At 71.4% G+C, this 23,218-nt stretch carries 21 protein-coding genes; 7 read left to right on the top strand and 14 right to left on the bottom strand.

All coding sequences use genetic code 11. The features are described 5' to 3' along the window. Positions 1 to 59: 59 nt before the first annotated feature. The 4 genes from AB0D34_RS24650 to AB0D34_RS24635 are packed head-to-tail and all read right to left on the bottom strand — an operon-like array spanning position 60 to position 3,143. Complete coding sequence (locus AB0D34_RS24650; RefSeq protein WP_362664763.1) at positions 60 to 884, bottom strand: hypothetical protein; 825 nt, start codon at positions 882 to 884, stop codon at positions 60 to 62. After that, positions 881 to 1,840, bottom strand: coding sequence for a hypothetical protein (locus AB0D34_RS24645; protein ID WP_362664761.1), 960 nt, complete (start codon positions 1,838 to 1,840; stop codon positions 881 to 883). Before AB0D34_RS24645 ends, AB0D34_RS24650 begins: the two co-directional genes overlap by 4 nt. After that, on the bottom strand, positions 1,837 to 2,754 hold the full coding sequence (locus AB0D34_RS24640; protein WP_362664759.1) for an ABC transporter ATP-binding protein: 918 nt from the start codon (positions 2,752 to 2,754) through the stop codon (positions 1,837 to 1,839). The genes AB0D34_RS24645 and AB0D34_RS24640 overlap by 4 nt, the downstream gene beginning before the upstream one ends. Beyond that, the gene (locus tag AB0D34_RS24635) at positions 2,751 to 3,143 is read right to left on the bottom strand and encodes a GntR family transcriptional regulator (protein ID WP_362664757.1); all 393 of its coding nucleotides are present in this window, start codon (positions 3,141 to 3,143) and stop codon (positions 2,751 to 2,753) included. The genes AB0D34_RS24640 and AB0D34_RS24635 overlap by 4 nt, the downstream gene beginning before the upstream one ends. A gap of 122 nt (positions 3,144 to 3,265) precedes the next feature. Here AB0D34_RS24635 and AB0D34_RS24630 point away from each other — a divergent pair, with 122 nt between their 5' ends. The 5 genes from AB0D34_RS24630 to AB0D34_RS24610 all read left to right on the top strand — a co-directional run bounded on the left by AB0D34_RS24630 (position 3,266) and on the right by AB0D34_RS24610 (position 8,026). Beyond that, positions 3,266 to 3,817, top strand: coding sequence for an RNA polymerase sigma factor (locus AB0D34_RS24630; RefSeq protein WP_362664755.1), 552 nt, complete (start codon positions 3,266 to 3,268; stop codon positions 3,815 to 3,817). Continuing rightward, on the top strand, positions 3,814 to 4,644 hold the full coding sequence (locus tag AB0D34_RS24625) for a zf-HC2 domain-containing protein (RefSeq protein WP_362664753.1): 831 nt from the start codon (positions 3,814 to 3,816) through the stop codon (positions 4,642 to 4,644). The genes AB0D34_RS24630 and AB0D34_RS24625 overlap by 4 nt, the downstream gene beginning before the upstream one ends. 91 nt (positions 4,645 to 4,735) lie before the next feature. After that, positions 4,736 to 5,605, top strand: a complete 870-nt coding sequence (locus tag AB0D34_RS24620; RefSeq protein ID WP_362664751.1) for an ABC transporter ATP-binding protein — start codon at positions 4,736 to 4,738, stop codon at positions 5,603 to 5,605. Further along, on the top strand, positions 5,602 to 7,146 hold the full coding sequence (locus AB0D34_RS24615) for an ABC transporter permease (protein WP_362664749.1): 1,545 nt from the start codon (positions 5,602 to 5,604) through the stop codon (positions 7,144 to 7,146). The genes AB0D34_RS24620 and AB0D34_RS24615 overlap by 4 nt, the downstream gene beginning before the upstream one ends. Positions 7,147 to 7,363: 217 nt before the next feature. Then, positions 7,364 to 8,026, top strand: coding sequence for an ABC transporter (locus AB0D34_RS24610; protein ID WP_362664747.1), 663 nt, complete (start codon positions 7,364 to 7,366; stop codon positions 8,024 to 8,026). Between the two features lie 18 nt (positions 8,027 to 8,044). Here the strand turns inward: AB0D34_RS24610 and AB0D34_RS24605 are convergent, their stop codons facing one another. Continuing rightward, positions 8,045 to 9,058 (bottom strand): carbon-nitrogen hydrolase family protein, encoded by a 1,014-nt coding sequence (locus AB0D34_RS24605; RefSeq protein ID WP_362664745.1) that lies wholly within the window; start codon positions 9,056 to 9,058, stop codon positions 8,045 to 8,047. 220 nt (positions 9,059 to 9,278) lie between these two features. Further along, positions 9,279 to 10,205 carry a mycothiol synthase gene (gene mshD, locus AB0D34_RS24600; RefSeq protein ID WP_362664743.1) on the bottom strand — a complete coding sequence of 309 codons (927 nt, stop codon included), beginning with the start codon at positions 10,203 to 10,205 and terminating at the stop codon, positions 9,279 to 9,281. 155 nt (positions 10,206 to 10,360) lie between these two features. Here mshD and AB0D34_RS24595 point away from each other — a divergent pair, with 155 nt between their 5' ends. Continuing rightward, a complete protein-coding gene (locus AB0D34_RS24595) occupies positions 10,361 to 12,157 on the top strand; it encodes a bifunctional metallophosphatase/5'-nucleotidase (RefSeq protein ID WP_362664741.1) in 1,797 nt (598 codons plus the stop codon). A gap of 58 nt (positions 12,158 to 12,215) precedes the next feature. Then, a complete protein-coding gene (locus tag AB0D34_RS24590) occupies positions 12,216 to 13,334 on the top strand; it encodes a DUF2993 domain-containing protein (RefSeq protein WP_362664739.1) in 1,119 nt (372 codons plus the stop codon). A 72-nt stretch (positions 13,335 to 13,406) separates the two neighbouring features. On the opposite strand, the gene AB0D34_RS24585 is transcribed toward AB0D34_RS24590, so the two are convergent. The 8 genes from AB0D34_RS24585 to AB0D34_RS24550 all read right to left on the bottom strand — a co-directional run bounded on the left by AB0D34_RS24585 (position 13,407) and on the right by AB0D34_RS24550 (position 23,158). Beyond that, entirely contained in the window at positions 13,407 to 15,167 is a 1,761-nt protein-coding gene (locus AB0D34_RS24585) for an immunity 49 family protein (protein WP_362664737.1), read from the bottom strand. An 80-nt stretch (positions 15,168 to 15,247) separates the two neighbouring features. After that, on the bottom strand, positions 15,248 to 17,284 hold the full coding sequence (locus tag AB0D34_RS24580) for a pectinesterase family protein (protein ID WP_362664735.1): 2,037 nt from the start codon (positions 17,282 to 17,284) through the stop codon (positions 15,248 to 15,250). An 80-nt stretch (positions 17,285 to 17,364) separates the two neighbouring features. Further along, positions 17,365 to 18,222 carry a hypothetical protein gene (locus AB0D34_RS24575; protein WP_362664733.1) on the bottom strand — a complete coding sequence of 286 codons (858 nt, stop codon included), beginning with the start codon at positions 18,220 to 18,222 and terminating at the stop codon, positions 17,365 to 17,367. 133 nt (positions 18,223 to 18,355) lie between these two features. After that, a complete protein-coding gene (locus AB0D34_RS24570; RefSeq protein ID WP_362664732.1) occupies positions 18,356 to 19,801 on the bottom strand; it encodes a HAMP domain-containing sensor histidine kinase in 1,446 nt (481 codons plus the stop codon). Further along, positions 19,798 to 20,535 carry a response regulator transcription factor gene (locus tag AB0D34_RS24565; RefSeq protein ID WP_362664730.1) on the bottom strand — a complete coding sequence of 246 codons (738 nt, stop codon included), beginning with the start codon at positions 20,533 to 20,535 and terminating at the stop codon, positions 19,798 to 19,800. The genes AB0D34_RS24570 and AB0D34_RS24565 overlap by 4 nt, the downstream gene beginning before the upstream one ends. Before the next feature lie 99 nt (positions 20,536 to 20,634). Then, the gene (locus AB0D34_RS24560; protein ID WP_362664728.1) at positions 20,635 to 20,820 is read right to left on the bottom strand and encodes a hypothetical protein; all 186 of its coding nucleotides are present in this window, start codon (positions 20,818 to 20,820) and stop codon (positions 20,635 to 20,637) included. A gap of 29 nt (positions 20,821 to 20,849) precedes the next feature. After that, positions 20,850 to 21,992 (bottom strand): trypsin-like peptidase domain-containing protein, encoded by a 1,143-nt coding sequence (locus tag AB0D34_RS24555; protein ID WP_362664726.1) that lies wholly within the window; start codon positions 21,990 to 21,992, stop codon positions 20,850 to 20,852. 143 nt (positions 21,993 to 22,135) lie between these two features. Next, positions 22,136 to 23,158, bottom strand: coding sequence for a LacI family DNA-binding transcriptional regulator (locus AB0D34_RS24550; protein WP_362664724.1), 1,023 nt, complete (start codon positions 23,156 to 23,158; stop codon positions 22,136 to 22,138). Positions 23,159 to 23,218: the final 60 nt, after the last annotated feature.

The raw sequence follows: 23,218 nt of genomic DNA, 5'->3' as shown, positions 1-23,218 counted from the left end.
CGCAGCTGCCCGCGGGGAACTGCGCGACCAGCCCGCGAGGGGGCCAGTCCCCCGCCGTGTCAAGCAGTACGGCGGCGCAGTAGCCGGAAGGCGGCTGTGGTCGCCAGCGCGGTGATCGTGAGGATGATGCCGGTTTCCACGAGGTGCATCGGCCAGAACTGGGACGGGGTGTGGTAGGTGCCGGCGCGGGTCTGCCACAGGTCCTGGGGCGGCCAGCCGTTGCCCACCGTGGGCCAGAAGTCCTCACGGTGCCGCTCGATGTACTGGTTGAGCACGATCATCGCGGCGACCGAGACCCCGAGGGCCGGCAGCGACCTGCGTAGGAGCAGCGCGGCGAGCGCACCGACGGCGAGTGCGCACAGGCCGTACGCCACCACGGCCGGGCCGCGTGCCGCGAACACGTCCGGGAAGCTCCAGTCGTCGCCCATCAGGTCCCGGTGCGCCGACCAGGCCCAGCGGTAGACGGGGACGAACACAGCGCCGCCGAGGACGATCAGCAGGGCCGGTACGGCGAGCTTGACGGCCAGCCAGCGGGTGGGTGTGACGTGCTGGGTCCAGGCCAGGCGGGCCGTACCGCTCTCCAGTTCACGTCCGATCAGCGAGCCGCCCGCCCAGGCGGCGACGGCCCAGAAGCTGTAGTAGAAGAAGGTGCTGATCCAGCTCATGGATTCCCTGTAGGCCCGTGATTCCATGAGGCCGCAGAAGCTCCCGCTGTGGCTGCGGCAGACCGCCTGAGCCGCGTACACCGAGTCGGCGGTGACCTCGGTCAGCCACACCAGGTAGCCGACGCAGGCCAGGACGAAGACGGCCCACACGATCAGGGCCGTGCGGTGCAGCCGCAGCACCGTCCAGGTGAGTCCCTTGGGCGCGATGACGGTGCTCATACCGTCGCCGCCCGCCTCCGCAGAACGCCGAACGCGAGGGCGACGGCGAGCGCGGTGAGGGCGAGCAGGACGCCGGTCTCCAGGAGCTGGCGGGGCCAGTACTCAGGGGACGGCAGGTACTCGCGGGTGAAGCGGACGATGTCGTGCTTCGCGAGGCAGGCCTGGTCCGAGTAGCACCCGGGGTCGCTGATCTCGGCGCCGGTGGCGGTGAACGCCGAGCTGTGGGAGTGCAGCTCCGGCTGCTGGTAGCGGCCCTGGAAGGGCCAGTGGTTGCCGCGGAAGGCGTAGATCAGGAAGTACGCGAACCCGCTGTAGGCCAGTGCGGGCAGGGTGCGGCGGACGGTGAGGCCGATCAGTGCGCCGAGGGCGAGCCCGAGCAGCGGGGCGGCGACGGTGGCCGGGCCGAGCGAGAAGTAGAGGGAGCGCGGGCCGATGCCGGCGATCAGCAGGTTGCTGTGGGCGGACCAGAGCAGCCGGTACAGCACGGTCAGCAGGCCGGTGCCCACGATGACGAAGGCCGCGGGGACGGCGAGTTTCACGGCGAGCCAGCGGGCCGGGGAGACGGACTGGGTCCACGCCAACTGCGCGGTGCCGCTCTCCAGTTCACGGGCGATCAGCGGGCCGCCGGCGAACAGGGCGACGGCGAAGGAGGCCAGGGTGATCAGGGTGTCGGGGTCGTAGAAGAGGTTGTCGTACGTGCCCGAGGTGAAGTAGAGGAGTGTGTCCTCGGAGTAGGCGGCGGCCATGACTCCGCCGTAGCCGAACTTCTCCAGCCGGTGCGCGGTGGCGTCGGCGCCGGGGCCGGTCAGCCAGAGCAGGAAGCCCGTGGTGAACGCCACGAAGCCGAGCCAGATCCACAGGGCTGTGCGGTGCAGGCGCAGGACGGTGTGGACGAGGCCGCGCGGGGCCGGCCGCCGCACGGGAGCGGGGGCCTTCTCGAGGGTGGCGGCGCTCATGCCGTCACCGCCTCGGCGGTCGCCGTGGTGCCCGGGGTGAGCAGGGCCGGGGCCTCGGGGGCGCGGAGGTGGGCGAGCAGCAGTTCCTCCAGTGAGGGGTCCTCGGTCGCCCAGCCCTCGCCGACCGGGCCGTCGCGGCGGATCAGGGCGGTCAGGCCGCGGCCCGCCGTACGGGACTCGATCACCGTGTGCGGGGCCAGGTCGGCGGGGGTGCCGCGGCCGGTCACCAGGGTGTGCGCGGCGAGCAGGTCGTCGATGCCGCCGCCGAGCCGGACCCGGCCGCCGCCCAGGAGCAGCAGGTGGTCGCAGGCGTCGGCGAGCTCGGCGACGATGTGCGAGGACATCAGCACGGTGGTGCCGTGCTCGGCGGCGTCCGCCATCAGGGTGCCCATCAGTTCGTGCCGGGCGAGCGGGTCGAGGTCGGCCATCGGCTCGTCGAGGAGCATCAGCTCGGGCCGCTTGCCGAGCGCGAGGGCGAGCGCGACCCGGGTGCGCTGGCCGCCGGAGAGCCCGCGGATGCGGGACTTCGGGTCCAGGTCGCCCTGCTCGACGATCCGGGAGGCACAGGCCGCGTCCCAGCGGGCCGGGTTGAGCTCGGCGCCCATGCGCAGGGTCTCCGCGATGGTCAGCTGGGGGTACAGCGGCTTGTTCTGGGCGAGGTAGGCGATCCGGTCGCGGGCCGCGCCGGGCGTCCCGCCGAGGACGGTGAGCGTGCCGGAGGTGGGCCGCAGCAGTCCCGCGGCTATGGCGAGGAGGGTGGACTTCCCCGCGCCGTTGGGGCCGACCAGTGCGCTGATACGGCCCGCGGTCAGCCGGAAGGAGCAGCCGTCCAGGGCGGCGGCCCGCCTGCCGTACCGCTTGCCCAGGCCGGACGCCTCCAGGGCGACGGCCGGGGTGGTGCTGGTGGAACTCACTGGTCCCCCTTCGGGAAGTGCTCATCGAGTACGGCGGTGAAGAACGCGTCGACGTCCTCGCGGCCGAGTCCCGCGGACCGGGCGCGCTTGGCCCAGTCGTCGAGTTCGGCCCGCAGGGGGGTGTCGGCCGTGTGGGTGCCGGTGCCGAGCGTTCTGCGGACGAAGGTGCCGAGACCGCGCCGTGCCTCGACCAGGCCCTCGCGCTCCAGTTCGCGGTACGCCTTGAGCACGGTGTTCGGGTTGATGGCGGTGGCCTCCACGACCTCACGGGCTGTGGGGAGCTTGTCGCCGGGTTCGAGGAGGCCCAGCCGTAGGGCCTGCTTGGTCTGCTGGACGATCTGCACGTAGGTGGCGACGCCGGAGCGCCGGTCGATGCGGTACTCGACCACGCGGAACAACCACCCTTTCACTAATTGAGTAGTGAAAGGGTGGTTGAGGGGGTCGTGAAAGTCAAGCGTGGTTTCTTTGTCGCGGCGTGAACCGGTCGGCGGGGGTCGTCCGATGGAGGGGTGTGAGGGAAACGAGAAGCGACGGGGATCTGCTGCGGGCCATCGCCGCGGACGCGGACCGGAGCGCCTTCGAGGAGCTGTACCGGCGGTACGCGCCCTGGCTGCTGGCGCGGCTGCGCGGCCGGTGCGCCGATCCTGGCCTGGTCGACGACGTCGTACAGGAGACGTTCCTGGCGGTGTGGCGGGGGACCGCGCGCTATCGCGAGGAAGGTGCCTCCGATGACGCAGCCGGGTGGCTGTGGCGGATCGGCTCGCGGCGGCTGATCGACGCGCTGCGCGGCGACGGGGCGCGGGGGCGGCTCAGGCAGGCCCTGTCCCGCCTGCGACACCGGGACGAGGTGTCCGCGGAGGAACGCGTGCTCGCGGGGGTGGAGCACGGGGACCTCGCGGGCGCCCTCGTCCGGCTCTCACCGGAACTCCGGGCGGTCCTCCAGGCGACGGTCATCGACGGCCTGACCACCCGGGAGGCCGCCGTCCTGCTGGGCATCCCGCCCGGCACGGTCAAGACCCGGGCGATGCGGGCCCGCAAGCAGCTGAGGGAGGCGCTCGCGTGAGTACCTGGCACGTCACCGAAGAAGACCTACGGGCTTATGCCCAGGGCGAGTTGGCCGCCCCCCTGCTCTGGTCCGCCGACACCCATCTCGCCGCCTGTGCCGAGTGCCGGGCGCTGCTCGGGGACGTCACCGACCCGGTCGCTCTCGACGCCGGGTGGGAGCGGCTGGACGCCGAGCTGGACGCGCCCCGGACGGGGTGGTTCGAGTCGGTGCTGACGCGGGCCGGGATCGCCGACCACACCGCGCGGCTGCTCGCGGCCACTCCGGTGCTCAGGCGCTCCTGGCTGGCGGCGGTGGTGTTCCTGCTGCTGGCCACCGTCGGCGCGGTGCACACGGTCGGATCGCCGACCCTGTTCCTGGCCCTCGCCCCGCTGCTGCCCCTCGCGGGCGTGGCGCTGTCGTACGGCCCGACGCTCGACCCGACGTACGAGATGGCCGTCGTCGCGCCCATGCACGGCTTCCGGCTGCTGATGATCCGTACGCTCGCCGTGCTGGTGGCGGGCCTCGGCCTCAACGGACTGGCCACCCTGGCCCTGCCGGGCTACGGCCTGCGTGCGCTGGCCTGGCTGCTGCCCGCACTCGCCCTCACCGCCACCGGCCTCGCGCTCACCCCCCGCCTCGGCCCGGTGCTCGCGCCGTCCCTGGTCGGCGGCGCCTGGGTCGCCGTACTCCTCGCCGCGCAGACCGCGCAGCAGACGTCCGGAGACCCGCTCGCGCCGTTCACCGCGGCCGGTCAGGGCGTGGCCGGGGCGGTGGCGGTGCTCGCCGTCGGGCTGCTGTTTGTTGTTCGTGACCGCTTCGACCTCTTCAACGGGAGCGCGGAATGACCGGGCCGTTCACCGCGGCCGGCACCGTGCTCGCCGTCGGGCTGCTGTTCCTTCTCCGTGATCGCTTCGACCTCTTCAACGGGAGCGCCGAATGACCGCCACCGTCTCCGCCTCCGGGCTCGGCCTTCGCTACGGCGGCACGCGCGCCCTCGACGACGTGTCGCTGCGGCTGACGCCGGGCGTGACCGGGCTGCTCGGGCCCAACGGGGCCGGAAAGACCACCCTGCTCCGGGTGCTCGCCACCTCCGTGCCCGCCGACCAGGGCTCCTTCACCGTCCTCGGCCACGATCCCGGCAGCTCGCGCGGCCGCCAGGAGGTCAGGCGCTCGCTCGGCTATCTGCCCCAGACGCCCGGTCTCCACCCGGACTTCAGCGCCTTCGAGTTCGTCGACTACGTGGCGATCCTCAAGGAGCTCACCGACCGCACCGCACGCCATCGCGAGGTGCGCCGGGTCCTGGACGTGGTCGACCTCGGGGACGTCCGAGGCCGCCGTATCAAGAAGCTGTCCGGCGGGATGCGGCAGCGGGTCGCACTCGCCGCCGCCCTCGTCGGCGACCCCGGCTTCCTCGTCCTCGACGAGCCGACCGTCGGCCTCGACCCCGAACAGCGCATGCGGTTCAGGGAGATGATCGCCCAGGCCGGAGAGGGCCGTACCGTGCTCCTGTCCACCCACCAGACCGAGGACGTGGCGATGCTCTGCCACCGCGTCCTGGTCATGGCCCGCGGCCGCATCCTCTTCGAGGGCACCCCCGCCGAACTCACCGCCCGCGCGGCCGGCCGGGTGTGGAGCAGCACCGAACGCGCCCACGACGCGAAGGCGGGCTGGCGCACCGGCACCGGCTCCTTCCGCAACGTCGGCGACCCGCCCGAGGGCGCCGAGCTCCTCGAACCCACCCTGGAGGACGGCTACTTGCTCACCCTCGACGACACGGGTACGGGCGCGGGGGTGGCGGCGGCATGAGCCTGGCCACGGAGACGGCGGCCGAGTCCGCCGCCGTGCACGACGACGATCCACGGCGCTCGTGGGCCGCCGTGTTCGCGCTCGCCCGCTTCGAGGCACGCGACCTGCTGCGGTACATCCCGGTGCTGGCGACTCTCGTGCTGTACGTCGGGTACACCGCCTGGACGCTGTTCCACACGAAGGACGGCATGGACGCCTTCCCGGCGCTCCAGGACACCGACCGCGGCACCCAGACCGGGCCCCTGCTGTTGGGGATCGCCCTGTTCGTGTGCGTCAACCGGTGTGCGCTGCGGTCCCGTCGGCGCGGTACCGACCGGCAGTTCGACGTGCTGGTCATGGAGCCGTGGCGGCGGACGGTCGCGCATGTGCTGTCGGTCGTGCCGTACGCCGTGCTCACCGCGCTGGTCGTGCTCGGCGAGTTCACCCGGCAGGCGCTCCGGCCGGGCGCGGTGGGCCACGGCTCACCGGCCGAACTGGCCGTCGGCCCGCTGTACGTGCTGCTGTGCGGCGCGTTCGGGGTGCTGCTCGCCCGGCTGGTCCCGACGACGTTCGCGGCGCCGGTCGGCGTGATCGCCCTCGTCGTCCTCAGAGTCTTCATCTCCGTGGGCACGAACGGCGCGGAGTGGTCACGCTGGCTGTCACCGATCGTGGGCGAGGAGGGCGGCGACACGGTGCTCCCGTCGGATCTCATCGGCCGCCCCGCCGCCTGGCACGCGCTGTATCTGACGGGGCTGATCCTGCTGTTGGCGCTCTGCGCGGTGCTGGCGAGCGGCGGCCGGGTGTGGTCACTGAAGGCCGGGGCGGTGGGTGCGCTCGCGCTGACGCTGGCCGGGGCGTTGGGCCAGGCCGGGGGCGTGTCACCGGAGTTGACGGCAGCCCGCGAACAGGCCTCGGTCTCCCCGCAGAAGGACCAGTCCTGTGTGAGGCACGGCGGCTCGACGTACTGCGCCTTCCCCGAGTGGACGGGCCGCGCGGGCACCTGGGCGGGCGTCGTGGACCGCGTCCAGTCCCTGGCCGGAGGCACCGCCGCCAAGCAGCCGCTTCTCGTACGGCAGCGGATCGATGCCCGTTACGGCCTGACCGGCGACGCGGCGATCGACCCGCTCAGCACGCCGAACCAGGTGACCGTGGGCACGCGGTGGGGCGGCAACCGGGTGCCCGAGTTCGCGGTCGGCGTGGCCTATGTGCTGGTCGCCGGTGACGAGTCGAAGGGCAGCGCGCTGTGCGACGGGCGGGTGGTCACCGCGATGTGGCTGGCCCTCGGCGGTGACACCCACCCGCTGGCCGACCTCGCGAACGTCCGCATCGACGACAGCGTCACCGGCGCCGCGTCCGTCCTTTCCCCGACCGACGGGCTGTCCATGACGGCCGGACAGACCGACGTCGTACGGGAGTTGCTGGCACGCCCGCGCGGTGAGGTGACGGCCTCCGTGAAGCGGCACTGGTCCCAGCTGACCGCGTCCGGGGTCTCGACGGTCCAGGTGGCGCGGGTGCTGGGGGCCGAGGTGCCGAAGGGGGCGAAGGACTGTGAGGAGGAGTGACGGGGGTGTTGAGCGGGGGCGGGGCGCTGAGGGGGCTCGGGTGACGCGGCGGGGGTCGGAGGCTTCGGAGGCCGGGGATGAGTTGCCGGGTCGGGAGGGTCGGTCGGAGCGTGGGGGACTTTCGCGGGGTCGGGTGGGTCGGGAGACGTCGGAGTCCTGGGGGCTTCCGCAGGGGCGGTGGGGCTCGGTGGGTGAGAAGGGCCGGCGGGGGCCCGGCGTGAGCAGGGCGCTCGTGGTGGCCGTGGCGCGTACCGTGCCGTGGCGGGCCGTCGGTGCCGGGACCGTCGTAGGGCTGCTGGTCGTAGGGCTGCCACGGCTGCTGGCCGGGCCGCCCGACGCGTGGCTCGGGCTCAACCTCCTCCGGGCCGCGGCTCTTGCCTTCGCCCTGGGCCTGGCCTTCCTCCTGGACGACCCGGCCCGCAGGCTCACCACCCCGGTCGCCACCCGGCGTTGGATACGGACCGGCCTGCGGGTCGCGTTGGTCGCTCCGTTCGCCGCGCTGTGGTGGGCGACCGCGCTGGCTCTGCTGCCGAGTGAGGCACGGCCGCCGTTCGGCGCGATCGCCCTGGAGGCCACGGCGACGGCCGCCCTCGCGCTGGCCGCCGCGGCCCTGGTCGTCCGCTTCAGCGACGAACCCGAGCCCGGCCCCTCGGTGGCGGCGGCCCTGCTGACCCTCGCGGTCCTCGCCCCGACGCTGCTGCCGGCCCGCTGGGACCTCTTCGCGGCGGTGGGGAGCCCGGGCTGGGAGGCGGCCCACAAGCGGTGGGCGATGGTGCTCGGGTGCGCGGCCCTGATCTGGGCGCTGTGCGCTCCGGAGCCGGTACGGCGACGGACCATCAGGCGCAGACCTACGAGCCGCCCGGGAACATCACCCACCTGACGCGCCCGTTGCTCTGCGCTAGAAGGCCGCTGTCCGGTCCTCGCTGCGTGGGTCGCTCACCTGATGCTCCGTGTAGATGCCCGAGCGCGCCTCACGACGCCAGGGACGCCCGTACGTCACCGCGTCCGCGGCGGCCTCGGAGCTGTTGTCGAGGTTCACGACGGCCACCGACGGCGAACCGTCCGCGAGGCACCGCGCCAGCCACTCGCCGTTGGGAGCGACGATCCCGGACGGTGCGGTGGCGCTGTGCTGTGCGGGCACCGACAGGCTGACCCAGTAGCTGTTGACCGTGGCGTGCCCCTGGGCCTGGGCAGCGGTGTTGCCCGGGGTGCCGCTGGTGGAGAACAGGACGCAGTCGACATCCAGCTTCTCGTACTCGGCGAACAGCTCCGGGTAGTGGATCTCCATGCCGAGCAGACAGCCGAAGCGCACCCCGTCGACCTCGAAGGTCACCGGTGAGACGCCCGGCGAGTACATGTACGAGACCTTCGTCTTCGACAGCAGGCGCTCGTCGTAGCGCGTGACCACCTCGCCGCCGTCGGAGATGACGTAGAGGCTGTTGTGTGGACGGTTCGGGCCGGTCAGGCGGTGCACTGACGCGATCACCGTCCACAACCGCAACGCGCGGGCCAGCTCGGCGATCGCGGCCAACTCCGCTTGGAGCACCGGCCACTGGCACCGGTCCCAGTCCGCCGGGCCCACCGCGTCCGGGCCGTCGACGGACATGACGAACTTGCTGGGAAAGCAGATCGCACCTTCCGGGAAGTGCACGACCCTCGCCCCCCGAGCGCCGGCCTCGCGCATCAGGGCACGGACCTCACGCCCGCTTTCGCGCAGTGCCTCGACGTCTCGGGGATCTTCGCGTACGAGGGTCTGCGCCACGGCGAGCCGCACGCTTTTGGGGTTCCTTGCTTCCGACATGACGTCTCCAGAGGGAGTCGGAAGGAAGTGCCGGAGAGCGGAGGTGTAGGACTCACCGGTCTTGGCGGCGCGGGCGCGCACCTGGCGCTTGAAGTTCCTACGGGCTGTCATCGCGGCCTTCCACGCCCTGAGCGACAGCTCCCCAGCAACCTCGCCCGAGGCGATCGGGCTGCGACAACGACCTGAGACGCTGGTCCCTTTGCCTCCGTGGGAGACCGTGCTGGGGACGGTCGCGGGAGGTTCGGCGTAGGCCACGCAGTCGGTCATCATGCCGTCAGCCGCGGACTCCGTCAACGTCCTTGCCCCGCCCCGCCCCGCGCACAGCGCAGCGTCACGTCTCCGTGCGGTACATCAGGTCCGTCTCGTACGTAGTGAAGCCGAGCCGTTCGTACACCGACACCGCCGCCTTGTTGTCGGCGTCGACGTAGAGCATGGCCGTCGGCAGGCCCTGCGCGGCGAGGTGGCGCAGGCCGATCGTGGTGAGGGCCTTGCCGAGGCCGCCGCCCTGGGTGCCGGGGCGGACGCCGAGGACGTAGACCTCGCCGAGCTGTTCCGTCGCGTGGACCTTCGTCCAGTGGAAGCCGACCAACTCGCCCTCCCGGAAGGCCAGGAAGAAGCCCGCCGGGTCGAACCAGGGCTCGGCCTTGCGGTCGTCGAGGTCGCGCTGGGTCAGGGAGCCCTGTTCGGGGTGGTGGGCGAACGCGGCCGCGTTCACCGTGAGCCAGGCAGTGTCGTCCTCGCCGGGGACGAACGTGCGGACCGTGACGTCCGCCGGGAGCACCGGGTCGGGCAGCTCCAGGCCGGGAAGGGGGCGCCGCATCTGCCGTAGCTCACGGAAGAGGGTGAGGCCGAGGACCTGGGCGAGGTGGCGGGCGGCGCTGTGGCCGCCGTGGGCCCACACCCGCAGCCGCTTGCCGGAGGCGGCGAGCAGGGCCGAACCCAGCGCGCGGCCGTGGCCGTGGCCGCGGTGGGCGGGGTGGACGACGAGCTCCGCCGCCGGTGCCTCCACCGGGTCGGTGTCCTCCAGTTGGGCGTAGCCGACCAGTTCGGCACCGACATACAGGAGCAGATGGGACACGCCCTCGCGGGCACCGCCCCGCAGCTGCAACCGGCCCTGTTCGGACACCGCCTGCTGGCCGTCGGCCTGCGCGGCCTCGGCGAGGAGCCCGAGGACCGCCTCGGTCTGGTCCGGGGAGAGCGTCGAAAGGGTCTCGATGGAGCGGGCGATGCCGGGGCGTGCGATGTCGTCGCTGGTCATGGCTACGAGGGTAAGGGGAGGTCCGGGCAAAGCGGCGGCAAAGAAGCAACCAGGATGTAACCACGAAACCTCTGTCGCGCTACGCGCGTTGACCCTAGGCTGCGCCGGAACGGGGCCACTCCCACCACTCTCACATCCGGAACACAGGGGGGCGTATGCCAGCCATGTCCCAGCAGCAGAGGCACAGACGTATGTACCGACTCGTGGCCGCGGCCGCCGGTCTCGCCACCGTCGGAGCCCTGGCCGCCGCGCTGCCCGCCGGCGCGCACGACAGCAAGCACGGCAAGCCGCTGCCGAGCCGCTACCAGGACGTCCAGCTGCTGTCCTTCAACGACCTGCACGGCAACCTGGAGCCGCCGTCCGGTTCCTCCGGCCGCGTCACCGAGCTGCAGGCGGACGGGACGACGAAGACCATCGACGCGGGGGGCGTCGAGTACCTCGCCACCCATCTGCGCGAAGCCCGTAAGGGCAACGCCTACTCCGTGACCGCCGCCGGTGGTGACATGGTCGGCGCGTCTCCGCTCATCTCGGGTCTCTTCCATGACGAGCCCACCATCGAGGCGCTGAACAAGCTCGACCTGGACGTCACGTCCGTCGGCAACCACGAGTTCGACGAGGGGGCCCGCGAGCTCGCCCGGCTGCAGAACGGCGGCTGTCACCCCACCGCCGGCTGCTACACCGACGAGGGGTTCGCGGGCGCCGACTTCCCGTACCTCGCGGCGAACGTCCTGGACGAGAAGACCGGCAAGCCGATCCTCAAGCCGTACTGGGTGTGGAAGAAGAGGGACGTCAAGGTCGGCTTCATCGGCGTCACCCTGGAGGACACCCCCGGTGTCGTCTCCGCCGAGGGCGTCAAGGGCCTGAAGTTCAAGGACGAGGTCGAGACGATCAACAAGTACGCCCGTGTGCTCCAGCAGCAGGGCGTGAAGTCGATCGTGGCCCTCATCCACGAGGGCGGGGCCCCGGCCTCGGGTGCGTACAACTACAACTGCGACTCCCCGGGCGCCGGCGACGGCATCTCCGGCCCGATCGTCGACATCGCCAAGAACATCTCGCCGTCCGTGGACGCGCTGGTCACCGGCCACACGCACGCCGCGTACGTCTGCACCGTCCCCGACCCGTCGGGGAAGCCCCGCATGGTCACCTCGGCCGCCTCCTTCGGCCGCCTCTACACGGACACCACGCTGACGTACGACCGCTTCACCGGCGACATCGCCCGTACGGCCGTGAAGTCCGCGAACCACGTGGTCACCCGGACCGTCCCCAAGGCGCCCGACATGACCGAGCTGATCAGCCGGTGGAACACCCTCGCGGCGCCCATCGGCAACCGTGCGATCGGCTACATCTCCGCCGACGTGCCGAACACCGGCACCGAGTCGCCGATGGGTGACCTGATCGCCGACGCCCAACTCGCGTACGGCAAGGAGCTCGACCCCGAGACCGACCTCGCGCTGATGAACCCCGGCGGGGTCCGGGCGGGCCTGACCTACGCGGCCAAGGGGACCGAGGGCGACGGTGTGGTGACGTACGCCGAGGGCTTCACCGTGCAGCCGTTCTCCAACACCGTGAACCTCCAGGACTTCACCGGGGCGCAGCTGCTCAAGGTGCTCCAGGAACAGGTGAGCGGCAGCAACACGGCCTCGCCGAAGGTCCTGCAGCCGTCGGCGAACCTCACCTACACGCTGGACCTGACGAAGACCGGCGCGGAGCGGATCGTCCTCGACTCGGTGAAGCTGAACGGCACGGCTGTCGACCCGGCGGCCACCTACCGCATCGCGACCAACAGCTTCCTCGCGGGCGGCGGCGACGGCTTCACCACGCTGGGCCAGGGCACGAACGACCTCGTCGGCGGCGACGACCTCGCCGCGCTCGTGGAGTACCTGACGGCCAACTCGTCGGCGGGCAGCCCGATCGCGCCGCCGGTGGCGAACCGGATCACCGTCGTGAGCTGAGTCGCACACCCCGGGTAGAGGTTGCGGATGGGGGGCATACGCATGATCGGATGGATCGATGCGTTCCCCCCACCCCATACCTGCGCATCCCCACCCGTACTACGACGAAGAGCCTGAACAACCGGCCCCGCCGAACCACCGCCGCAGTCGTCGGCGCCCTCGGCGGGGCCGCTTCGCGTTGAAGACGGTCGCCTCCCTGGCCGTACTCGCCGCCTTCCTCACCCTCGCCGACCGCTGGGCCGTCCTCTACGCCGAGCACAAGGCCGCGGACACCCTCAAGCAGCGGCTACGGCTGACCGCGGCGCCCGAGGTGGAGATCGGTGGCTTCCCCTTCCTGCCCCAACTCGTGGACCGGCGTCTGGAGTCGGTGAAGATCACCGTCCCGGACGTGGCCGCCGACCGGGTCACGCTGGCCGCGGTGTCGGCGACGGCCCATGACATACGGCTCGACGGTGACGGCCCGACGTCCGTGCGCGGGGCCCGGGTTCCGGAACTCGACGGTGACGTCCTGCTCTCCTTCGCCGACATGAACCGTGAACTCGGCGCGTCCCAGGTGACGTTCAGGGGAGCCGGCCGGGACCGGGTCGCCGTGCGGGGCACTCTCCCGGTCGCCGGACACGATCTGCGGCTGCGGGCCGATGTGCGGGTGGCGCGGGACGGGGAGCGGGGTGTCGACACCCGGATCGGCGGGATGCGCCTGGACATCGGGGAGTTGGCGACCTACCGGCCCGGCACCCGTGCCTCGGAGGGCCTGCATCTGACCCGGGAGTCCGCCGACGCCCTTTCCCGTGAGACCCGCAAGGCCCGTGCCGTGCTGGCCGTGCCGTCCGTCGTACGCGCGCTGGGTGTGCCCGACTCCAGCGTGCGTGAGGCGCAGCGCTCCGACACCGCGCTGGCCCGGCTGACCGGCCGCCCGGAGTTCGTACGGCAGGCCATGCGCCTCAACCTCCTCGACCTCGCCCTGGCCCACCCCGAGCTCCTGGACCGCCTGGGCCTGGACCCGGCCCTGCTCGACGCCCTCTCCCGGCTGACCCGCCCGGTCCTGGCCGACCGGCTCTCCCTCGGCTTCCAGCTGCCCCGGCCGCCGAGCGGCGACCTGCGCCTGCGGGACGTCCGGGTGGAGAGGGAGGGCATCAGGGTGCGCGTCGAGGGCTCCGGACTGGCGGTCGGTCCGTAGATGCCCGCCCTTACCATCACCGTAGGCAGGGCCGTATGGCTGACCAGCGCAAACAACCCCCAGTTCACCAGGTCAGAACGGCTGTGCCGCCCCCAGAATCCGCGCCGGCAGATAAGGTGACCGCACCCTGATCTCCCACCCCCGTCGCCGTGCATGGCAGACCAGGGCCAGGATGTCGAGGCTGACCGGGGCGTCGGGGTCGGTTGGGCGGTCGGCGATGGCGTAGTGGTCGCGGTGGGTGGTGAGGGCGTCCAGGAGGGCGAGGTTGAAGCTCTCCTCGTCGCCCTCGACCAGTTGGGAGAAGAGGACCGCGGGGGGCGGCAGGACGCCCTGGCCGCGGGCCTTCTCGGCGTCCCGCAGTGCCTGGTCCGTGGCCGGCTCGGGATCCTCGCCGCGCAGGTAGGTGTGCAGCGCCCGCCGGTAGGAGGCCGACAGGGAGCGGTCAGGGCCCACCCGCTCCGGCCCCGCCAGCACCAGCGGAGCCAGATGCTCCCGTCGGCCCGTGACCAGCGCGAGGTTCACCGCCCGGTGCCAGGCCCCCGGCCCGGCGTCCTCGTCCCGGCACGCGGGGTAGGTCACGGTGGTGCCGTCGATCGTCACCGGGACCTCGGTGTCGGGCGCCGCCAGCGTCGTACGGAACAGCGCGGCCCCGAGTTCCGCGGCCATCCGCAGGTTCTCCAGCTGGGCGTCGCCCGCGTCCGGCGTGTGCGAGGCGCGGATCTTGAAGAGGAGCTCCTGGTAGGTGACCGCGTACGCCAGCTCGAAGGTGTCGAGGGACTTGCCGGGCATCGGGGTGATCGCGTCCCGGGTGTACCGCTCGAACTGCTCCTCGCTGTCCGGATCCAGAGGCTGCGGAGCGAGGTTCCGCCCGAACTCCACCATCCCCGCCGCCAGCGCGGCCACCGCGTCCGGGCGCCGGTCCCGGCCGTACGGCCCCACCCTGGGCAGCGCGGCCTTGAACCCGGTGACCAGCGCGTCCGGCAGATAGTCGCTGTCGGCGGCCGGCGGCCAGCCCTCGTGCCGGTACGCCAGCGCCGTCAGCGCGATCGGGAGGAGAGGAAGCAGACTGCCGGGGCGCGCTCCGGGCTCCGGGGTCTCGGACAGCGGCCGCAGCAGTCGTACGACCGCCTCCCCGAACCCCTCCCGGTCGCCCGCCGTGAGCGCGCGCAGCGCCCCCAGCCCGATGCCGTACGGCTGCTCGGCGAGCTGCTCGCCGGTCTCCTTCTCCAGGGCCCGGACCCGCTCCAGCGCCGCGTCGAGGGAGGCGAGCTTCTGCTCGCGGGAGGGCGGGTAGGTGACGTCGTCGTCGGCGGTGTCGCCGATGACGTACGCCATGAAGCCGTTGATCAGTTCGGCGTCGGGGCGTCCGGAGCGGCCCTGCTGGGGTGCCTCGCGGGCGAAGTGGAAGGCCTCGCCGTGCCATTGGGTCTTCTCGACGAGGATCGCCAGGCAGAAGGCGTCCAGCCACTTCGCCGCCGTGACCGGCTCCGGGGTGCCGCCGGGCTCGCGGTCGTAGACCAGGCCCCAGTTCGGGTAGGTGAGGAAGACCTCGAAGTGGTCGCGCGGGAAGTACGCCGCGTAGGCCACCGCACCGGCGGCCGCCTCGGCCGCGTCCTCCAGGACCGCCTTCGCCTCGGGCGAGCGGAGATCGGGCGTCCGCACCGAGAGCGCGCCGAGGTACTCGACGAACTCCTGGGCGATCAGCCACCACTCCCACGCCGTCACCGGGCCGGCCTTCGACAGCGAGTGGACCTGCGAACCGATCCTGTTCGCGAAGTCCTCCCGCACCGCCGAGACGGCTGCCTCACCGACCCGATGCCTCTCGATACGCACCAATGTCCTACTCCCCCGTCAGCCCTTCTTGATCTGCACAACCAGCGTAGATCGGGGCACTGACAGAGGAGAGGAGCACATCAGGACGCGGTCGGCGTCCAGTCGCCCAGCCAGTCCGCGACCTCCTGGCCTGCGGCCTGCGCGTCGGTCAGCTGGGGCCGGTTGGCGGAGGCCGCACCCGATCCGGCGCCGGTGTTCTTGTACTCCGCGAACCGGTCGTCCTTCCAGGAGAAGCCGCTCATGTCGGTCCACGGCGTGGACTTGACCGCGGCGCTCAACGACGTGTTCCGGACGGTCGTCTGCGGGTCGAGGCTCGCGTCACCGCCGGCGTGCCAGGGGCGGCCGAGGTAGAAGCTCGCGGACGAGACGTCCCCGTTCACGGTCGAGTTGGCGATGAGGATGCCCTTGCGGCCCGCGGCGGTGCTGGGCGCGGTGACATACCCGGCCGAGGTGCCGTTCCAGCGCTTCTTCAGCGTGATGACGGACTTGTCGATCACCGCGGTCGCCCGCCCGAAGATGAAGTCGACGTTGCCGACGACGTAGGAGTTCTTCATGTAGACGCGGCCCAGCTTGTCCTTGGACGCCGTGTCCACCAGCAGCGTGTCCTGGTCGCCGCTGACGATGACCCCGTCGAGGAACACCTTGTCGGCGGCGGTCCGCAGGGCGACCGCCTGGCCCGCGATGTCCTGGTGGGCGGCCTCGTCGAAGTCGTTGGAGATCGTCAGGTTGCGGGCCTGGAAGTCGTCGGCCTCGACGGCGACGGTGGCGCTGCCGCCCGTGCCGTACGTCCCCGACCCGTCGGGCTTCGGCGTGCCGGACGCGTTGTTGTAGACGATCACCGTGTCGTTACGGCTGCCGCCGGACCCCTGGATGGTGACGTGCGGCTTGTTGGAGGGCACCTTGACGAGTTCGCGGTACGTCCCCGGCTTGACCGAGATCACCACACGGGAGGGGTTGTTCGCCGGTACGGCGTTCACCGCGGCCTGCACGGTGGAGTACTGCCCGCTGCCGTCCTTGGCGACGGTGAGCGTGGTGGCCGCCGCCGCTTTGGTGGTGGCCGTCGTACCGATGGAACTGCGCGGCCCGGCACCGGACTTGAGGAGGGAGGGCACATTGGCGGTGGCGTCGAGGGTGTACGCGTAGTACGTCTTCGGGTCGAAGGCCGTGCCCCCGCTCTCGTTGCGCCCGCTCGTCCCGACGAACGTGTTGCCCTTCTGGACGACGGTCGCGGTGCTGTCCTTGATGACGGGGTTCTTGACGCCCTGGAACCAGGAGTTCTCCAGGACCATCTTCGTCGCGCCGCGCGAGTAGTTGCCGTAGGACGAGTTGATGTCCGTCCCGGCGACGTCCTCCAGGAAGTTGTTGTACAGGTGCGCGTGGGCGGCGTTGTCCGTCGACGGGTTGCGCTGCTCGGTCTCGCGGATCCAGTTGTGGTGGATGGTGATGTCGGTGACGACGTTCTCCGTCCAGCCGATGCCGAAGGCCTTGTTGTCCTGGCTGAGTTTGTTCCAGGAGACCGTCACGTAGGTGCTGTCCTTGCGGACGTCGATGAGCCCGTCGGCCATGTGGCGGAGGTCGTTGTGGTCGATCCACACGTGATGGGCGCCGTCCATCTGGATGGCGTCGAAGTCGTGGTCCTTGTCGTTCCACACGCCCTGGTACGCGTCCCGGATGGTGAGGTTCCGGATGATCACGTTGTGCACCCCGGCCCCGAGGAAGAAGCCGCCGCCGACGATGTGCCCGGAGGTCCCGGACCCGACGATGGTCTTGTCGCTCTGGACCTTGATCTCCTTCCCGACCGGGTTCATGTTGATGGTGGCCGCGACGACGATGACGTACGGCTCGCTCGCCGTCGCGTACTTCTCCAGTTCGGCGAGCGTCCTCACGGTGACGATCTGGCCGTCCCGGCCGCCGTAAGTCCCGTTCTGCCCGAGGGCGTTGACGGAGGCGAAGCCGTCCGCGGTGGCGGTGGCCCACGCGGGGGCGGCGGTGGTGGCGGCGGAGGCCTTGGGCTGGGAGCCGGGGAGGAAGCCGTAGCCGAGTCCTCCGGCGGCCGTCAGAGCGAGCGGAACACCGAGGGCGAGAGCGGTGGTTCGGCGTCGTCGATGCTGGGCCATGGGGTCATCCGTTCCGTGCGGGGGGTAGGGACCGCAGTGCAGTCGCCGCCCCCGCACGGAAGGTTGCCGCCCGAACCGGCCTACTTCGCGCAGGTCTTCGGGTCGAGGTTCTCCTGCCACTTGTCCTCACGGCCGTCCGGCTGACCGTTCGGCAGGAGCTTGTCGGAGACGCCGTCGATGTAGTAGCCGTACGAGTAGATCGTCTTCCAACTCGCGTCCCGGCCACGCCAGGTGTGCGTGGTGACCTCGCCGTCGCCCTTGTTCCACTGGTAGTCCTCGACGTAGAACACCGGGTTCACGCGGACCACCCGCTGATACGGCGTCCAGGTGGTCGCCACCTGGGTGCACGGCGGTATCGACTTCTCGCTGCGCCGCTCGAAGGACGAGCTCTTCTCCCAGCCCCACTCGTAGCCGGCACTGCCGCCCACGGTGCCGGAGAAGATGCTCTTGGCCAGCGAGAGGCTGATGGTGGCGCCGACGCTCTTCTTGGCGAACGTCTTGGTGCTGTACCCGCTGACGAAGGTCACCTTGTCCTCGGTGGTGCCGTGGTTGCCGGTCCACTCGGAGGTACGGACGGGCTCGCCCTTCACCGACCAGGTCGAGGCCTGCGCGTACCCGCACCAGCCGCGGAACAGCTCCCACGGCCCGGCGGGCACCCACAGCCCGACCACGTCCCGCAGGTACTCGTCCCGGGTCTTGAACTCACCGGTGTCGACGTTGAGCGCGCCGTAGACCCCGGTCAGGCTGCCCTCCTGACCGCACAGCCGGTCCAGCATCACATCGGTGTTCCCGGGATCGACGCCCCGGACGTTCTGCGCCCCGGCCGGGCCGGCGGCCTGCGCGGTGCCCGAGCCGGCCAGCAGGCCGGTGACGGCGAGGGCCACGGACGCGGCGGCGAGGGCGCTCTTCTTCAGAGTCGATGTACGAAACGAACGCATGGGGGGTTCTTCACTCCTGAGTGCTGAGGACAGATGCGTGGGGCACCTGTTCGATGACTCAGGAAGCTGGCAGAGAACCCGTGAGTAGGGTCGAGAACGCGGGAGGGTTGACAGGACATCGACAGCAAGGCGTTCACCGTACGGCGGCGGGAGCCTCCGGCGGCGGAGTCGGCGCCCCCGGCAGTCGTACGGTCGCGATCGTGCCGCCGCCGTCCGCGTGGCCCAGCGTCACCTGGCCGCCGGCCTGTTCGACCGTGCGGGCGACGATGGAGAGGCCGAGGCCGGAGCCGGGGAGGGCGCGGGCGCTGGGGGAGCGCCAGAAGCGGTCGAAGACGTGCGGGAGTTCGTCGGCGGGGATGCCGGGGCCGTGGTCGCGGACGGTCAGGACACCGTCGCTGAGCTGCACCTCGACCGTGCCGGCCGCGGGGCTGAACTTCACCGCGTTGTCGAGGATGTTGACCACCGCGCGCTCCAGCGCGGCCGGTTCGGCTCGCGTGTACCAGGGCTCCAGCGAGGCGTTGATGGTCAGCTCCGGTCCGCGCAGACGGGCCCTGCGCAGGGCCGCCTCGACGGTGTCCTCAAGGGACACCACCTGCACGCGTTCGCCGCGCTGGCCCTCGGACCTCGACAGCTCCTGCAAGTCGCCTATGAGGGCGGCCAGTTCGGTCATCTGCGCCTTCACGGAGGCGAGCAGCGCCTTGCGGTCGGCCTCGGGGATGGGGCGGCCGGTCTCCTCGCTGCGGGTGAGGAGCTCGATGTTGGTGCGCAGGGAGGTGAGAGGGGTACGGAGTTCATGGCCGGCGTCGGCGATCAGCTGCTGCTGGAGCTCGCGGGAGTTGGCGAGGGAGGTCGTCATCGAGTTGAAGGAGCGGGAGAGCCGGGCGACCTCGTCCTCGGCGTCCTCCTCGACGGGGATGCGGATGTTCAGGTCTTCGGTGCGCGCCACCTGCTCGACGGCCTCGGTCAGCTTGTCCACGGGACGGAGACCGGCACGGGCCACGGCGAGACCGGCGGCACCTGCGCCGAGCACCCCGACTCCGGAGACGAGGAGGAGGATGAGGGCGAGTTCGTTGAGGGTGGACTGGGTGCCCTTGAGGGGGACCGCGAGTTGCAGGGCGACCCCCTGCGAGTCGTTCTGGTCCACGCCCAGGTACAGGGTCAGCACGCGTACGGCGTTGCCGTCGGTGTCGGCGCCGGTGCGGAAGTAGATCACGTTGCTCTTCGCGCCGTCGATGACGCCCTTGTCGCTGCTGGTGACCTTGACCGTGCCCGGGGAGTTCGGGTCGACGCAGGGAGCGCCCTCCGTCTTGATCGCCTGGACGTAGTCGTTCCGGCCGAGCCCGTCCTGGGTGTTCTTCTGCGGGGTCTGCGTGCACCTCTGGAGGAGCGCCTGGACCGTACCGGGCCGCCGCGCCATGTCCTTCAGATCGCCGTCGGCCTGGTCGTACAGCTTCCCCTGCACGATGAACCAGCACGTCACCGACACCGCCGCCACCGCGAACGCCACCGCTGCCGCCACCAGCAGCGCCAGCCGCGACCGGATCGGCAGTGACCGGTAACGCCGTAGGACCCTCTTCACTCCGCCCCACCCTGCCGCAGCACATACCCCACACCGCGCACGGTGTGCACGAGCCGAGGCTCGCCGCCCGCCTCCGTCTTGCGGCGCAGATACATCACGTACACGTCCAGCGAGTTGGAGGAGGGTTCGAAGTCGAAGCCCCACACCGCCTTCAGGATCTGCTCGCGGGTGAGGACCTGGCGCGGGTGGGCCATGAACATCTCCAGGAGCGTGAACTCCGTGCGGGTCAGTTCCACCGGCCGCCCCGCCCGGGTCACCTCACGCGTCGCGAGATCCATCCGCAGGTCCGCGAAGGTGAGTGCCTCGTCGTCCTCGACGGCACCCGCCCCGGCCGCCGCCGCGTACGAGCTGCGCCGCAGCAGCGCCCGGACCCGGGCGAACAGCTCGTCCAGCTCGAACGGTTTGACGAGGTAGTCGTCGGCGCCCGCGTCGAGCCCGGTGACCCGGTCGCCGACCGTGTCGCGGGCCGTCAGCATCAGGATCGGCGTGGTGTCGCCCGCGCCGCGGATGCGCCGGGCGGCGGTGAGGCCGTCCATGCGGGGCATCTGGATGTCGAGGACGACCAGGTCGGGCTGGTACGCGGTCGCCTTGTCGAGGGCGTCGGCGCCGTCCACGGCGACCTCGGTGTCGTAGCCCTCGAAGGCGAGGCTGCGCTGGAGTGCTTCGCGCACCGCGGGCTCGTCGTCGACGATCAGGATGCGCTGGGGGTCACGGTCGCCTTCGGCGGGGCTCATGGCTGGGGATTCCTCGGGTGCGGGGGACGACAGGGAGCTGAAGGTAGTGAACGCTTTCAGCCTCGCATGGTTCCCGGTCGGCGCGTCAGGAGCAGGGGTTCAGCCGCGTGCGGCGCTACGGCGGCGGCCGCGGGCCCCCGCGGTCACGCCCCGCCGGGCCACCGCCACGGACGCCACCTCGGGCGCCCGCGTCACCGGCGGGTGCAGTGCGTACGCCACCTCAAGAGCCAGGGCGAACCCGGCCGCGTCGGTGCCGGCCACCGTGTGCGAAACCTGCTTGATCATGACGTACTCCTACGAGGGTCAGGGGGAGGTCAGCTGTCGGCGCCGCCGGCCCGCAGCGTGGCCAGGTCGGACTTGACGGTGTTGATCGGGATGGAGAAGCCGAGGCCCGCGCTGCCGGCCGTCGACGAGTCCGAACTGGCGGAGTACATCGCCGAGTTGATGCCGATGATGTTGCCGTTCATGTCGATCAGCGCGCCGCCGGAGTTGCCCGGGTTGAGCGAGGCGTCGGTCTGGATCGCCTTGTACGTCGTCGTCGAGGAGCCGGTGTCGCCGTTGAACTGCTGGCCGCCGAACTCGAACGGCCACTGGCCCATGCCGCCGCCCTGGTTCTGCCCCTGGCCCTCGTCCGTCGAGACGGTGACGTCACGGTTCAGGGCCGAGACGATGCCGCTGGTGACGGTGCCGGTCAGGCCCTCGGGGGAGCCGATCGCCACGACCTGGTCGCCGACCTGGACGCCGTCGGAGTTGCCGAGCGTGGCCGTCCTCAGGCCGGAGGCGTTCTCCAGCTTGATCAGGGCCAGGTCCTTCTTGCTGTCGGTGCCGACGACCTTCGCGGTGTAGGTCTTGCCGTCGCTGGTGCTCACCTTGATGGTGGAGGCGCCGGAGATGACGTGGTTGTTGGTGATGATCTCGCCGTCGCTGGTGATGATCACGCCGGAACCGGTGGACTCGCCGGCGTTCGAGGTGGCGTTGATCTCGACGATGCTCGGGCTGACCGCGGCGGCCACCCCGGCGACCGTGCCCTTGGCGGAGGACGGCACCACGTTGGTGCTGGTGCTGCTGGAGGCGACCGTGTCGTTGCCGGTCAGCTCCTGGATGCCGTAGGCGGTGCCGCCTCCTATGGCCGCGGCGACGATCGCGACGGCGGCGAGAAGGGCGAGGGGGCCGCGGGTGCGCTTCTTCGGCGCGGGGGCCGCGGGCTCGGCGGGGGGTGCGGTGAGGAGAGCGGTTCCGCCGCCGTTGCCGTCGCCGCCGGAGGTGAAGGCGGCGGGCTGGGGCTGCGGCTGAGCCTGCCGGCCCGGCCACACGGTGGTGGGCTCGACGACCGGCGGCTGCGCCGGCGGGGGCGGCCACTCGGGGTTCACGGGCGACGAAGCGTGCTGCTGCTGGGCGCCCTGGTAGGGGTTCTCGTACTGCTCGTACTCGCCGTCGCGGCGGAAGCTCTCGGTCATGTGAAAGAGCTTGTCGCGCAACCATGAGAGCTCCCTGAGCGCTCCCTGAGAAGCCCGCCAGAACCTCGTATGCCCGATATAAAGCCGCCGCTGGCCTCCGGCCAGGAGCTCTCAGACGCCCTTAAGGGAACCGGTCCGAGAGGTCACTCACACCCGCAGGACCGCCGTACGACCAGCTTCGAGGGGAACACCTTCAGCCGCTCCTTGCGGGACCCCGTCACCCGCACGCCGTCGTCCAGTACGAGATCCACGGCGGCCCGGGCCATCGCCGAGCGGTCCGACGCGATCGTGGTCATCGGCGGGTCCGCCAGCGCCGCTTCCTTGATGTCGTCGAAGCCGACGACACCCAGCTCCCCCGGCACGTCGATGCGCAGCTCACGCGCGGCCCGCAGCACGCCGATCGCCTGGTCGTCGGTGGAGCAGAAGATCGCGGGCGGGCGATCGGGCCCGGAGAGCACCCCGAGCGCCACCTGATACGCGTCGTAGCGGTTGTACGGCGCCTCGAAGAGCCGTCCCTCGGTGGGGAGCCCGGCCTCGTTCATGGCCCGCCGCCAGCCCTCGACGTGGTCGGAGACCGGGTCACCGACGGCGGGGGTGTCGGCGGTGCCGCCCATACAGGCGACGTACGCGTACCCGTGCCCCAGCAGATGGTCCACGGCGGTCTTCGCGCCGGTGAGGTCGTCGAGGACGACGGCGACGTCGTCCATCGCCTCCGGCCGCTCATGCAGCAGTACGACCCGGGCGTCCCACGCCTCGATCTCGGCGGCGGCGTTGTCGTTCAGTGCGTGCGAGACCAGGATCAGCCCGGAGACCCGCATTCCCAGGAACGCCCGCAGATAGTGGACCTCGCGCTCGCCGATGTAGTCGGAGTTCCCGACGAGCACCATCTTCCCGCGCTCGGACGCGGCCTGTTCGACCGCGTGCGCCATCTCCGCGAAGAACGGCTGGCGCGCGTCCGGCACGATCAGGCCTATGAGATCCGTGCGCCGGGACGCCATCGCCTGGGCGACCCGGTCGGGCCGGTACCCCAGCTCCTTGATCGCGGCGAGGACACGCTCGCGCGTGGCCGGGGCGACCGGCCGGGGTCCGTTGTTGATGACATAGCTCACTACGGCGGTGGACGTTCCCGCCAGCCGCGCCACATCATCCCTGGTTACCTTGGCCACGCGCGGAGTCTACGCGGATGGACCCACTCTGGGCAGGGCGTGAAGGAGGCACTGTGCCCC

This window comes from Streptomyces sp. NPDC048420 (assembly GCF_040651535.1).
Lineage (GTDB): Bacteria > Actinomycetota > Actinomycetes > Streptomycetales > Streptomycetaceae > Streptomyces.
Note: the sequence above shows the minus strand (reverse complement) of the source record. Positions and strands in the feature narration are given on the sequence as shown.

Excerpts from the sequence above, each read along its gene's own strand:
- AB0D34_RS24650 (WP_362664763.1), bottom strand. The coding sequence starts at position 884 with ATGAGCACCGTCATCGCGCCCAAGGGACTCACCTGGACGGTGCTGCGG.
- AB0D34_RS24645 (WP_362664761.1), bottom strand. The coding sequence starts at position 1,840 with ATGAGCGCCGCCACCCTCGAGAAGGCCCCCGCTCCCGTGCGGCGGCCG.
- AB0D34_RS24620 (WP_362664751.1), top strand. The coding sequence starts at position 4,736 with ATGACCGCCACCGTCTCCGCCTCCGGGCTCGGCCTTCGCTACGGCGGC.
- AB0D34_RS24615 (WP_362664749.1), top strand. The coding sequence starts at position 5,602 with ATGAGCCTGGCCACGGAGACGGCGGCCGAGTCCGCCGCCGTGCACGAC.
- AB0D34_RS24605 (WP_362664745.1), bottom strand. The coding sequence starts at position 9,058 with ATGACAGCCCGTAGGAACTTCAAGCGCCAGGTGCGCGCCCGCGCCGCC.
- mshD (WP_362664743.1), bottom strand. The coding sequence starts at position 10,205 with ATGACCAGCGACGACATCGCACGCCCCGGCATCGCCCGCTCCATCGAG.
- AB0D34_RS24595 (WP_362664741.1), top strand. The coding sequence starts at position 10,361 with ATGCCAGCCATGTCCCAGCAGCAGAGGCACAGACGTATGTACCGACTC.
- AB0D34_RS24590 (WP_362664739.1), top strand. The coding sequence starts at position 12,216 with ATGCGTTCCCCCCACCCCATACCTGCGCATCCCCACCCGTACTACGAC.
- AB0D34_RS24580 (WP_362664735.1), bottom strand. The coding sequence starts at position 17,284 with ATGGCCCAGCATCGACGACGCCGAACCACCGCTCTCGCCCTCGGTGTT.
- AB0D34_RS24575 (WP_362664733.1), bottom strand. The coding sequence starts at position 18,222 with ATGCGTTCGTTTCGTACATCGACTCTGAAGAAGAGCGCCCTCGCCGCC.
- AB0D34_RS24565 (WP_362664730.1), bottom strand. The coding sequence starts at position 20,535 with ATGAGCCCCGCCGAAGGCGACCGTGACCCCCAGCGCATCCTGATCGTC.
- AB0D34_RS24560 (WP_362664728.1), bottom strand. The coding sequence starts at position 20,820 with ATGATCAAGCAGGTTTCGCACACGGTGGCCGGCACCGACGCGGCCGGG.
- AB0D34_RS24555 (WP_362664726.1), bottom strand. The coding sequence starts at position 21,992 with ATGACCGAGAGCTTCCGCCGCGACGGCGAGTACGAGCAGTACGAGAAC.